At 73.3% G+C, this 12,706-nt stretch carries 8 protein-coding genes; 7 read left to right on the top strand and 1 reads right to left on the bottom strand.

Features of this window, described 5'->3' with window-relative positions:
• A complete protein-coding gene (locus tag ABZK10_RS16505) occupies nucleotides 1-1,137 on the top strand; it encodes an ABC transporter permease (RefSeq protein WP_353810374.1) in 1,137 nt (378 codons plus the stop codon).
• A gap of 11 nt (nucleotides 1,138-1,148) precedes the next feature.
• Here ABZK10_RS16505 and ABZK10_RS16500 read toward each other — a convergent pair whose 3' ends face one another.
• Nucleotides 1,149-1,745, bottom strand: a complete 597-nt coding sequence (locus ABZK10_RS16500) for a PH domain-containing protein (protein ID WP_353810373.1) — start codon at nucleotides 1,743-1,745, stop codon at nucleotides 1,149-1,151.
• A gap of 50 nt (nucleotides 1,746-1,795) precedes the next feature.
• Here ABZK10_RS16500 and ABZK10_RS16495 point away from each other — a divergent pair, with 50 nt between their 5' ends.
• The 6 genes from ABZK10_RS16495 to typA are packed head-to-tail and all read left to right on the top strand — an operon-like array spanning nucleotide 1,796 to nucleotide 12,552.
• Nucleotides 1,796-3,466 (top strand): ABC transporter ATP-binding protein, encoded by a 1,671-nt coding sequence (locus tag ABZK10_RS16495; RefSeq protein WP_353810372.1) that lies wholly within the window; start codon nucleotides 1,796-1,798, stop codon nucleotides 3,464-3,466.
• A 19-nt stretch (nucleotides 3,467-3,485) separates the two neighbouring features.
• Entirely contained in the window at nucleotides 3,486-6,215 is a 2,730-nt protein-coding gene (locus ABZK10_RS16490; RefSeq protein WP_353810371.1) for an FtsX-like permease family protein, read from the top strand.
• The gene (locus tag ABZK10_RS16485; RefSeq protein ID WP_353810370.1) at nucleotides 6,212-8,929 is read left to right on the top strand and encodes an FtsX-like permease family protein; all 2,718 of its coding nucleotides are present in this window, start codon (nucleotides 6,212-6,214) and stop codon (nucleotides 8,927-8,929) included. The genes ABZK10_RS16490 and ABZK10_RS16485 overlap by 4 nt, the downstream gene beginning before the upstream one ends.
• On the top strand, nucleotides 8,926-9,909 hold the full coding sequence (locus tag ABZK10_RS16480) for an ABC transporter ATP-binding protein (RefSeq protein ID WP_353810369.1): 984 nt from the start codon (nucleotides 8,926-8,928) through the stop codon (nucleotides 9,907-9,909). The genes ABZK10_RS16485 and ABZK10_RS16480 overlap by 4 nt, the downstream gene beginning before the upstream one ends.
• On the top strand, nucleotides 9,902-10,597 hold the full coding sequence (locus ABZK10_RS16475; RefSeq protein WP_353810368.1) for an ABC transporter ATP-binding protein: 696 nt from the start codon (nucleotides 9,902-9,904) through the stop codon (nucleotides 10,595-10,597). The genes ABZK10_RS16480 and ABZK10_RS16475 overlap by 8 nt, the downstream gene beginning before the upstream one ends.
• A gap of 50 nt (nucleotides 10,598-10,647) precedes the next feature.
• Nucleotides 10,648-12,552, top strand: coding sequence for a translational GTPase TypA (typA, locus tag ABZK10_RS16470; RefSeq protein WP_353810367.1), 1,905 nt, complete (start codon nucleotides 10,648-10,650; stop codon nucleotides 12,550-12,552).
• Nucleotides 12,553-12,706: the final 154 nt, after the last annotated feature.

The raw sequence follows: 12,706 nt of genomic DNA, 5'->3' as shown, positions 1-12,706 counted from the left end.
ATGACCGACCCCACGAACACCACCCAGGCCCCCGACGAGTCGCGCGGCAACGAGCTCACGATCGAGCAGCGCGAGATCGCGGGCCTCAGCCAGGGCGCCATCGTGCGCCGTCGCTTCTTCCAGCACCGCGGCGCGGTCGTCTCGCTCGTCGTCTTCGGGTTCGTCGTCCTGCTGGCCTTCAGCTCCGTCGGCACCGTGGTCGGAGGTTCCGGTGAGTACGCCGTGAACAACACGACGGGCACGCTCGGCATCGACGGGTTCCGCATCGCGGGCTGGTGGGACAAGGACTGGTGGAGCCGCTACCCGATCGTGAACAGTGGTCAGCCGACCCTGACGGTGTGGCCCTTCTCGTTCGGCGAGCACCCGTTCGGCCAGGACGACCTCGGCAAGGACATGTTCGCCCGCGTCATGCGCGGCACGCAGCAGTCGCTGCTGGTCGTCTTCCTCGCCGGCATCATCGCCACCGTCATCGGTGTCGTGATCGGCGCGATCTCGGGCTTCTACCGCGGTCGCATCGACTCGCTGCTGATGCGGTTCACCGACGTGATCATCATCATCCCGATCCTGGTGCTCGGTGCCGTGCTGGCCCGCACCTTCGGTGGCAACGCGATCACGATCGGCGTGCTGCTCGGCGCGATCGCCTGGACGGGCCTCGCCCGTCTCGTGCGCGCCGAGTTCCTCGCCCTGCGCGAGCGCGAGTTCGTCGATGCGGCCCGCGTGGCGGGCGCGAGCGATCGCCGCATCATCTTCACGCACATCCTGCCGAACACCGTCGGCGTGATCGTGGTGAACTCGACGCTGCTGATGAGCGCCGCGATCCTCATCGAGGTGTCGCTGAGCTTCCTCGGCTTCGGCATCACCACCCCCGACATCTCGCTGGGCCAGCTGATCAACCAGTACCAGGGCGCGTTCAACACGCGACCGTGGCTGTTCTGGTGGCCGGGCATCTTCATCATCATCATCGCCCTGTGCATCAACTTCGTGGGCGACGGCCTCCGCGACGCCTTCGACCCGCGCCAGAAGCGCGTGCCGAACTTCAACGGGCCGATGTCGGAGCTGCGCCGGTGGTGGGCACAGCGCGGTGCGGACCGCACCGGTGCCGTGGCCCCCGGCGGGTCGGCGACCGAAGACCGGTGATGGCGATGCTGCTAGACCACGACGCCGAGCACGGTCGCGAGGATCAGCACCGCGAATCCCGCGATCGTCGCGACGTGCCAGCGCACGTCGCGGGGGCTGCCGTCGTCGACCAACCGGTCGCTGTCGCGCAGTTCCTCCCAGCGGCGGCGCACCAGGTACGCCGCGGCACCCGAGTCGCTCGAGACGAGGTCGCCCGGGCGCACCGTTCCGGCGACGTAGCTCGACTCCGGCAGGTGGGTGCCGTGCTCGCGCTGCGCGAAGAGCAGCGAGTAGCGGCCGGGCGCCGGCGCCGCCCAGGCGCTGAGGCGACCGTGGGTCGTCTCGAGCATCAGCGCGTAGCGCGTGTCGATGCGACGGATCTGGCCCCACGGCACGCGGGTGGTGCGGAACACGTTCGCCACCTCGACGCCCTCGTCGTCGATGCGCACCGAGGGGCGCCAGTAGGCCGCCCACGCGGCGAAGGCGAGCAGGGCGAGCATGGGCGTGTAGGCGAACAGGTCGCCGGGCGCGCCCATGAACGCCGCGACGAAGCCCACCCCGCACGCGACGAAGACGGCTCCCGCGAGCCATCGACCGAACCGGGGGCGGAAGACATGTACCTCGGACACCACACCATCGTCGCAGACGCGACGGGAACCACCCCGAAAGGCCACCTCCAGTGAACGAGACGCAGACCCGGACCGCACCGGTCCTCGAAGTGCGCGACCTCGGCATCGACTTCTGGGTCGAGGGCGAGTGGGTGTCCGCCGCGCGCGGGATCAACTACACGCTGAACCCCGGGGACGTGCTCGCCATCGTCGGCGAGTCCGGCTCGGGCAAGTCCACGAGCTCGATGGGCGTGCTCGGGCTGCTGCCCGGCAACGGCCGTGCGACCGGCAGCGCGAAGCTGTCGGGCGAGGAGCTGATCGGCGCCCCCGTGTCGAAGCTCCGCAAGGTGCGGGGCCAGGGCATCGCGGTCATCTTCCAGGAGCCGATGACGGCCCTGAACCCCGTCTACACCGTCGGGTACCAGATCGTCGAGGCGCTCCAGGTCCACCACCCGAACATGCGCCGCAAGCAGGCATCCGAGCGGGCCATCGAGCTGCTGACCCAGGTCGAGATGCCCGACCCGCAGAAGGCGTTCGATTCGTTCCCGCACCAGCTCTCGGGCGGCCAGCGCCAGCGCGCGATGATCGCACAGTCGATGGCGAACGACCCGAAGCTGCTCATCGCCGACGAGCCGACGACGGCGCTCGACGTGACCGTGCAGGCCGAGATCCTCGACCTGATGCGGCGCCTGCACACCGAGCTCGGCTCGGCGATCGTGCTCATCACGCACGACATGGGCGTCGTCGCCGACCTCGCCGACCAGGTGATCGTCATGAAGGACGGCGCCGTCGTCGAGAACGGCAGCGTCGTGGACGTCTTCAAGGCGCCGAAGCACCCGTACACGCAGGCGCTGCTCGCCGCCGTGCCCCACCTCGGCACCGTCTCGACCGACGAGGCCGAGGTCGCCGAGCGCATCGAGTCGGAGTCGGTGCTGCACCTGCGCGACGTCGTGCTGGAGTACCCGAAGCGCGGTCGCGTGCCGGCGTTCCGCGCCGTCGACGGCGTCGACCTCGAGATCCGCCGCGGCGAGGTCGTCGGCCTCGTGGGCGAGTCGGGCTCGGGCAAGACCACGATCGGCCGTGCCGCGGTGGGCCTCCTGCCCGTGCACTCGGGCGAGATGACGGTGGCGGGCCACGACATCGTCGGGGTCGGTCCGAAGGAGCTGCGCGAGATCCGCAAGGACATCGGCATCGTCTTCCAGGACCCGGGCTCGTCGCTGAACCCGCGCATCCCGGTCGGCGAATCGATCGCGGAGCCGCTCATCCTCGCCGGTGAGACCGACAAGAAGAAGGTCAACGCGCGCGTCGAGGAGCTGCTCGACGCGGTCGAGCTGCCGCGTTCGATGCGCAACCGCTACCCGCACGAGCTCTCGGGCGGCCAGCGCCAGCGCATCGGCATCGCCCGCGCGCTCGCGCTGAAGCCGAAGCTGCTCGTCGCCGACGAGCCGACCAGTGCGCTCGACGTGTCGGTCCAGGCTCGCGTGCTCGACCTGTTCACGTCGCTGCAGCAGGACCTCGGGTTCGGATGCCTCTTCGTCACGCACGACCTCGGCGTCGTCGACCAGCTGGCCGACCGCATCGCGGTGATGCACAACGGCAAGCTCGTCGAGCAGGGCACGCGCGACCAGATCCTCCGCAACCCGAAGGATCCGTACACGCAGCGCCTGATCGCGGCCGTGCCCGTGCCCGACCCGATGGAGCAGCGCGAGCGCCGCGAGCGGCGCCGGACCACGCTCGGCTGAGCGCACCCACGATCCGGACGTGACGGGGCCGAGTACTCAGGGGCGCGGGAACGCGCGGTTCCTCCTGGCGCGCGCCCGCGCCGCCCTGCCCGTGCTCGTCGCGCTCGCGGTCACGACCGCGGTCGCAGCGGCGACCCTCGCGGGGCTCGTCGGCGCGATCGCCGTCGTGGAATCGCGTGCCGCGCTGGCGGCCGTCGCCGCGGCGCCGGGCGACGGCGATCGCGTGGTCGTGCGCCCCGAGACTGGCGAGCCTGCCAACGCCGTACCCGCGGTGCGTGACGCGCTCGGCGCGCTCGGCGCGCCGGGTGGCCTCGCGATCGAGGTCGACGGCCGAACCATCGTGCTGACGCCCGACCCCGTGCGCTTCACGGCCGACGCTGCAGCGGCCCTCGCCGCAGGACTCGGCGACCTCGACGACGCCGTGGCCGATGCGGGCGGGCCGCAGGTGCAGGTCTCCGGCGGCCTGCGCCGCACGCTCCTCGAGCTGCTGCCGGGCCTGGAGTCGCGGCGCGGCCCGACCGCAGTGGCCGTCGGCATCACGGGGCTCGTCGCCGCGGTCGCCGTCGCTGCGGTGGCGCTCGAGGTCGTGCGGGTGCGCACCACCGAGACGCGCCTCCAGCGTGCACGGGGCGCGTCGCGCCGTCGGCTCATCGGCATCGCCGCGTCGGAGGCGACGGTGGTCGCGACGCTCGGAGCACTCGCCGGCGCTGTGGGTGGCACCGTCGTGGCGGCGGTCGCGGGCGGGGTCGTCATCGGCGTCTGGCCGGCGGTCGCCGCGGCCGCAGCCGTCGTCCTCGTCGCCGTCGCCGCGGTGGTGATCGGCACGTTCCGCGGCGCCGACCGCACGTCGGCGCGGGCCGACGGCACGGCCCTGATCGGCGCCGCGGTGCTCGTGGCGATCGTCACGGGCGTCGCCGTCTGGCAGTTCGTGCAGGCGGGCAGCGCGGTGGTCGTGCGCGGCGACGGCTCCCGAGGCGTCGACCCCATCGTCGCGATCGCGCCGGCGCTCGTGCTCGCGCTCGCGGGCCTGGTCGCGGTCGCGGTGGCCGCCCCGGTCGCACGCGCGGTCGCGGCCGCGTTCGCCGGAGGCCGCGGTGCAAGCCCCGTGACCCCGCTGCGTCTCGCCTCTCGACGGCCCGCACGACACGCGGTCACCATCGCGGTCGTCGTGCTCGCCGCGGGCGCGGTGACGCTCGCGGTCGCCTACCGCGGCAGCATCGAGGCGCTCGGCCAGGCACCCGAGGACGTGCGGGTCGGCGCCGACGTGCGCGTCGAGCTGCCTGACGGCGTGGCCGCGGGCGACGTCGCCGACGTCGCCGGCGCCGACGCGGCCATGGCGGTGCGCCCGCTCGAGGTGCGGGGGAGCGACGGCACCATCCCCGTACTGCCCGTGCAGGCGGCACAGCTCGGCGACGTGCTCGCCGACGCCGACGGCACGATCGACCCCCAGGCCCTTGCGGAGGCGCTGGGCCAGGGCGGCGACGGCCCCGCGGGCGTCGCCCTCCCGGACGGCACCCGGTCGTTCACGGTCGAGCTGCACGTGCCCGAGGGGGAGTACCAGCAGTCCGACGGCACCACGTTCCCCGGCCCGCCGCCCGCCATGACCGCGGGCTTCATCCTCGCCGACGCCGAGGGACGCTTCGCGCAGCTCGCGGCGACCAACGTGGAGATCGTGGAGCTCGGCGCCGACGACGACGGCAACCAACTGGTCTCGTTCGAGCGGCTCATGGATTCGACGACCGAGCTCGAACTGCCTGCAGGCGGCCCGTGGACGATCGTGGAGCTGCGCGTGGGCCACGCCGAGGAGTACGGGATCGGGGCTCCTGCTGGCGCGCCGGTCGACCTCGTCGTACGCGCGGACGGGCAGCCGGTCGATCTCACCGCGCTCGAGCTCGCACCCGGCGGCGACGGGTCGATCCAGGCGTACGGCGACGGCATCCGGGTGGGTGTGCCGTCGCCCTCCGGCCCCTCGACCGAGGCGGTGCGTGCAGTCCCCGCCGGTGCGCCGACGCGCGTGCCCGCGGTGTTCACCGAGCAGGTCGCCGCCGCGATGGGCGCCGAGACCGGCGACGAGCTCTCGCTGCGCATCCCCACCATGAACGCCACGATCGACTTCGAGGTCGTCGACGTCATCCCGCTGCTGCCCGGCGCTCCCGACGGACAGGGCATCCTGACCGACCTGGTCACCGCGTCGCTCTCGGCAGCGGTGCCGCTCGAGCCGACCGAGGTCTGGTTCGGCACGACGGATGCAGCGGAGGTCGCGCTCGCGGTCGAGGAGGCGTTCCCCGCGGCATCCGTCGACGCCGCCGACCCCCTCGCGGCAGCCGACGCAGAGCGCACCGCGATCGCCTTCGTGCTCGCGGCCGCCGCCGCGACCGTGCTCGCCCTCGTCGTGCTCGTGCTGCGGCGCACCCGCACGCGGCAGGACACGCGCGAGCTCGCCGTGCTCGCCGTGCTCGGCCTCGGTCGTCGAGGCGCGGCCCGCGTGCGCACGCTCGAGGAGGTCTCCACCCTCGTGCTGGGCGCCGTCGGTGGCGTCGCCGCGGGCCTCGCGACGGCGTGGGTCGTCGTTCCCGCGCTCGTGCGCGGGGCGTACGTCGACCTGCCCGACACGTTCCCCGTCGTGCTCGACCTCGACCCGCTGGTGCTCGCCGCCGCGGTCGGCGCGCTGCTGGCAGCGAGCATCCTGATCGCCGCGACCGTGCGCGCCCCCGCCGCGCTCGCCCCCGTGCTCCGGGAGGACGAATGACGAGGTCCCCGGGCATCGCGCGGCTGACCCGCCGCCGCTTCGCCACGCCCCGCAGCGCGGCGCTCGTGATCGTGGCGCTCACGGCGCTCGTCGCGTTCGTGGTCGCCGCCGCGCCGCGCGCGCTGGCGGGCGTGATCCGCGATGAGGTCGCCTACCAGGTCGACCAGGTCGCGCCGACCGGCCGCGACCTCACCGGCCGCATGCTCGTCGACCCGCTGCCCGGCGCCGCCACCGACCCCGCAGTCGTCGAGGGCTGGGACGAGGGGGCGGATGCCGCGTTCGGCGCGTTCGGCGAACGGCTGGCCGAGGTCGTGTCCGGCGTCGACCCCGCGCTCGCGCCGCTGCTCGGCGATCCGGAGTTCGCCGTCTACGAGGTGCCGATCGTCGCCGAGCCCGAGGAGTTGCCCGCCACCGCCCCGACCGGCGTCGTGCAGCTGCTCGCCGACGTGCGCATGCGCAGCGAGCTCGAGCTCGTCGAGGGGGAGTGGCCGGCGACCTACGACGGCGCCGGCGAGCTCGAGATCGTGCTGGCCCGCGACGCCGCGGAGACGATGGCGTGGCCGCTGGGCGAGCTGCGCACGATGCCGGGGAACCTCGGCCCGAACGACCCGCCCGGCGAGCCCGTGCGGCTCGTGGGCCTCGTCGAGGCGGTCGACCCCGACGCCGACCGCTGGCAGCACCTGCCCAACCCGCTCGAGGCGGCGATCTTCGACGACGGCAACCGTCGCCCGAGCGCCACCGCGGCCGCGTTCGTCGACGCCGCCGGCTGGCACGAGCTGCCCGGCCGACTGCACTACCAGCCGCAGACCACCGCGTGGATACCGCTCGACGCCGATGCCGCGGCCGAGCAGGACCCGACGGAGCTGCTCGCCGCGATGCGCGGCGCGACGGCGCAGTCCGAGCGCATGGATGAGAGCGGCGATGCGCGCATGCGATTCTCCAGCACGGTCGTCGACGTGCTCGCCACGGCGGTCGCCCGCTCGCACTCCGCCAGCGCGATCCTCACGGTCGCGGCGGTCGGCCCGATCGCGGTGAGCGTCGCGCTGGTCGTGCTCGCCGCGTCGCTCGTCGTGCGTCGCCGCCGCGGCGACCTCGCCCTGCTCGCCGCGCGCGGCGCACCGATCGGGCTGCTGCGCCGCCTGCTCGCGCTGGAGGGGCTCATCCTCGGCGTGCCGGTCGCCGTCGTCGCGGCCGCGGCCGCGGTCGTCACGGTGCCGACCGACGCCGGCCGGCTCGGCACCGCGATCGCGGCGCTCGTCGGCTTCGTGCCCGCCGTCGCGCTCGCGGGTGCGCTGCGCCCCGCGTCGCTCGCACCCGGCCGCGCCGACCTCGATGCGCCGGTGCGCGGTCGGGCGCGGCGCATCATCGAGGGCGCCGTGCTGCTCGTCGCGGCGATCGCGGTCACCCTGCTCGTGGTGCGCGGCATCGGCCCGTCGACGGGCGGCGTCGACCCGCTGGTCGTGGCGGCGCCGCTGCTCGCGACCGTCGCGCTGGCGCTCATCGTCGTTCGGTTGCATCCGCTGCCCATCGCGGCCGTGCTGCGGCGCGCCACCCGCGGCCGGGGCGTCGTCGCGCTCGTCGGCGCCGCACGAACCCTGCGCGACCCCGCCGCCGGCACGACCGCCGTGCTCGCGATGCTCGTGGCCGTCGCGGTCGCGGTGTTCTCGTCGCTCGTGCTCGCGACCGTCGACGGCGGCGCGCAGCAGGCGGCCGAGCGGCAGGTGGGCGCCGACATCCGCGTCTCGGGCCCGTTCTTCGACGCCGGGCGCACCGAGGCGATCCGCGCGATCGACGGCGTCGAGGACGCCGTCGGCCTGCTCGTGGGCGACCGCGCCCCGGTCGACGGGCCCGACGGCGGCTCGCCCGCGATCGTGGTGGCGACCGAGACCGAGCGGCTCGCCGCCGTGCAGTCGGGGCTCGGCGAGGGCTTCCGGTTCGTCGACCTCGCGCCCGGTGACGAGCAGGTGCAGGCGCTCGCGTCGCCCTCGCTCGTCGAGGCCGTGGGCGAGGGCACCATCACGGTCGCGTACACCGAGGTCGAGGTCGTCGGCGAGATCGCCCGCATCGCCGGCGAGAACACGCCCGCCGAGTGGCTGCTGGTCGACGCCGAGGACTATCGCGCGGTGACGGCGCTCGGCTTCTTCCCCCAGGTGCTGCTGATCGACGTCGCCGACGGTGCGGATGCCGGTGCGGTCGCCGCGGCCGTCTCCGAGACCATCGGCGGCCCGCACGCCGTCGAGCGCCTCGACGAGCGCACGACCCGCATCCAGGGCTCGCCCGCGGTGACCGCGCTGCGGGTCGCGCTGCTCCTGGCCCTCGGCCTCGCCGTCGTGCTCTCGATGATCGCCGTGCTGCTCGTCGCGGGCGTCTCTCGCGACGCCCGCTCACGCACCATCGCGCTGCTGCGCACCATGGGACTCGACCGCCGCCAGGCGCGGGGCATCGTCGGGTGGGAGTTCGCACCGCTCGGCGCGACCGCGCTCGTCGGCGGCACGATCCTCGGCGCCGTGCTGCCCTGGCTCGTCGTCGTCGCGGTCGACCTGCGACCGTTCACCGGCGGGTCGGTGCAGCCGGGCATCGCCGTCGACCCCGTGCTGACCGGCGCGCTCGTCGCGGCCGTCGCCGCAGCGCTCGCCCTCGCGGTCGTCGTCGGCGTCGTGACCGCGCGCACCACCTCCATCGCCACCGTGCTCCGAACCGAGGAGGACCGATGACCACCACGTCCATCGCCGACACCGGCCCCGACATCGAGTGCCACGGGCTCGTGCGCATCTTCACGGTCGCCGACATCGAGGTGCAGGCCCTCCAGGGCCTCGACCTCCTCGTCGACCGCGGCGAGCTCGTCGCGCTGGTCGGCGCGTCCGGCTCCGGAAAGTCGACGCTGCTGTCGATCCTGTCGGCGCTCGATGCGCCCACCGCGGGCAAGGCGACCGTCGCGGGCCGCGACCTGCCGTCGCTGTCGAACCGGGAGCGCGTGCGCTACCGGCGTGAGGTCGTCGGCTTCGTCTGGCAGCAGACCGCGCGGAACCTCCTGCCCTACCTGACCGCGCTCGAGAACGTGCAGCTCGCCCGCGCCATCGGCGGCGACCGGAAGCACCCCGAACGGGCGCGCGAGCTGCTCGAGCTCGCCGGCGTGGCCGACCTCGCGGGCCGCCGTCCGGCCGAGCTCTCGGGCGGCCAGCAGCAGCGCGTGGCGATCGCGGTCGCGCTCGCGAACGACCCCCGCGTGCTGCTCGCCGACGAACCCACCGGCGACCTCGACGAGCACGCCTCGGTCGAGGTGCTCGAGACGTTCGAGACCGTGAACCGCGAGCTCGGCACCACGGCACTCATCGTCACCCACGACCCGACCGTGTCGGAGCACGTGCAGCGCACCGTGCAGATCCGCGACGGCCGCACCTCGACCGAGGTGCTGCGCTGGACCCACACCGACGACGAGGGGCGCGAGCACGCCATGGCCGAGGAGTTCGCGGTGCTCGACCGCGTGGGCCGGCTCCAGCTGCCCGACGACTACCTGGCCCGGCTGTCGCTGCGCGAACGCGTGCGGCTGCGGCTCGAGGCCGACCACGTGGGGGTCTGGCCGGGCCACCGGGGCGCCCCCGAGCCGGGGAGCGCCGATGCTGCGCCGGTCGAACCGCACGAGGCATCCGATCAGACCGAAGGCGACGACGAGCAGGGAGGCGACCGTGGCTGAGCACGTGCTCGAGGCGGAGGGCATCTCGGTCGTCCATCGCACGCCGGCGGGCGACGTGACCGCGCTGGCCGACGCATCCCTCACCCTCTCGCCCGGCGAGTTCGTGGTGCTCGTCGGCCCGTCGGGTGCGGGCAAGACGACGCTGCTGCACGTGCTCGGCGGCATCCAGCCGCCCACGACGGGCACGGTGCGCGTCGGTGGCGTCGACCTGACGACCGCGGGCGAGTCCGAGCTCGACCGCATCCGCCGCGACGAGGTCGGGTTCGTGTTCCAGTCGTTCGGACTGATCGGCGCGCTCTCGGCGCAGGAGAACGTCGAGCTCCCGCTGCGCATCCAGGGGGCGGATGCCTCCGAGCGCACCGATCGCGTCGGCATGCTGCTCGACCGGGTGGGCCTGGCCGGCCACGCCTCGCAGCGCCCCGCGGAGCTGTCGGGCGGGCAGCAGCAGCGCGTGGGCATCGCGCGTTCGCTCGCGGGTCGCCCGCGCATCCTGCTCGCCGACGAGCCGACCGGCCAGCTCGACTCGACGACGGCCGCCGCGATGGTCGAGCTGATCGCGTCGATCGCGCACGACGACGGGCTCGCGGTGCTGCTGTCGACGCACGACCCGTCGATCGTGGAGCGGGCCGACCGGGTGCTGGAGCTCCACGACGGCACCCTGCGAGGCCCGGTCACGGGGCTGCGATAGGCTGTCCTGTCGGCTTCCCGGCGTTCTCCCATACTTACAAGGACTTCTCCATGGCAACCGCCACTCGCTCCGACGTGCGCAACGTCGCGATCGTCGCCCACGTCGACCACGGCAAGACCACGCTCGTCGACGCCATGCTCAAGCAGACGCACTCCTTCGCGGAGCACGCGCACGTGGACGATCGCGCGATGGACTCGAACGAGCTCGAGCGCGAGAAGGGCATCACGATCCTCGCCAAGAACACGGCGGTGGAGTACGCGGGGCCCCACGCGACCGGCGGCCCGGTCACGATCAACGTGATCGACACCCCCGGCCACGCCGACTTCGGCGGCGAGGTCGAGCGCGGCCTCTCGATGGTCGACGGCGTCGTGCTGCTGGTCGACGCGAGCGAGGGACCGCTGCCGCAGACCCGCTTCGTGCTGCGCAAGGCGCTCGAGGCGCGCCTGCCGGTGATCCTGCTGGTGAACAAGACCGACCGGCCCGACGCCCGCATCGACGAGGTCGTCGCCGAGAGCCAGGACCTCCTGCTCGGCCTGGCCTCCGACCTGTCGGACGACGTGCCCGACCTCGACCTCGACGCGATCCTCGACGTGCCGGTCGTCTACGCCTCCGGCAAGGCCGGCCGCGCGTCGACCACGAAGCCGGCCGACGGCGCGCTGCCCGACTCCGACGACCTCGAGCCGCTGTTCGAGGCGATCCTCACCCACATCCCGGCGCCGACCTACGACGACGAGGCGCCGCTGCAGGCGTGGGTCACGAACCTCGACGCCTCGCCGTTCCTCGGCCGCCTCGCGCTGCTGCGCGTGTTCAACGGCACCATCCGCAAGGGCCAGACGGTCGCGTGGGTGCGCAAGGACGGCACGCACTCGAACGTGCGCATCACCGAGCTGCTGAAGACCAAGGCGCTCGAGCGCCACCCGGCCGAGGAGGCCGGCCCCGGCGACATCATCGCGGTCGCGGGCATCGAGGAGATCACCATCGGCGAGACGCTCGCCGACCCCGACGACGTGCGTCCGCTCGAGGCGATCCACGTCGACGACCCGGCGATCTCGATGACGATCGGCACCAACACCTCGCCGCTCGTCGGCAAGGTCAAGGGCCACAAGCTCACCGCGCGCATGGTGAAGGACCGCCTCGATCGCGAGCTCATCGGCAACGTCTCGCTCAATGTGCTCGACATCGGCAAGCCCGACGCGTGGGAGGTGCAGGGCCGCGGCGAGCTGGCGCTGGCGATCCTCGTCGAGCAGATGCGCCGCGAGGGCTTCGAGCTCACCGTCGGCAAGCCGCAGGTGGTCACCCGCACCGTCGACGGCAAGGTGCACGAGCCCTACGAGCACCTCACGATCGACGCCCCCGAGGAGTACCTCGGCGCGATCACGCAGCTGCTCGCCGCACGCAAGGGCCGCATGGAGAACATGACGAACCACGGCACCGGCTGGGTGCGCATGGAGTTCGTCGTGCCGAGCCGCGGCCTCATCGGCTTCCGCACCGAGTTCCTCACCATCACGCGCGGCACGGGCATCGCCAACGCGATCTCGCACGGCTACGACGAGTGGGCCGGTGTCATCACGACCCGCAACAACGGCTCGATCGTCGCCGACCGCTCGGGCGTGGTGACGCCGTTCGCGATCATCGCCCTGCAGGAGCGCATGACGTTCTTCGTGAACCCCACGGAGGAGGTGTACGAGGGCATGGTCATCGGCGAGAACTCGCGCAACGACGACATGGACGTGAACATCACCAAGGAGAAGAAGCTCACGAACATGCGCTCCTCGACCGCCGACACGTTCGAGTCGATGACGCCGTCTCGGCAGCTCTCGCTCGAGGAGTGCCTGGAGTTCGCCCGCGAGGACGAGTGCGTCGAGGTCACGCCCGAGAAGGTGCGCATCCGCAAGGTCGAGCTCGACGCCACCGCCCGTGCGCGTGCGGCCTCGCGGCTCAAGAAGCAGGCGTAGCCCGCACGGGGGCGTCCCGGCCGCGGGCGCGGTCGGGGCGAGCGGATGCGGTCGGGCGACGCCCGCCTGCGGGCATCCGCCCGCCGAATACCGAGCGTTCTTTCAGGTTCGGTCACGTAACGTACGTCGGGTCGTCCAACGACCGTTACCAGAC

This window comes from Agromyces sp. SYSU T00194, from assembly GCF_040496035.1.
GTDB classification, from domain to species: Bacteria; Actinomycetota; Actinomycetes; order Actinomycetales; family Microbacteriaceae; genus Agromyces; species Agromyces chitinivorans.
Note: the sequence above shows the minus strand (reverse complement) of the source record. Positions and strands in the feature narration are given on the sequence as shown.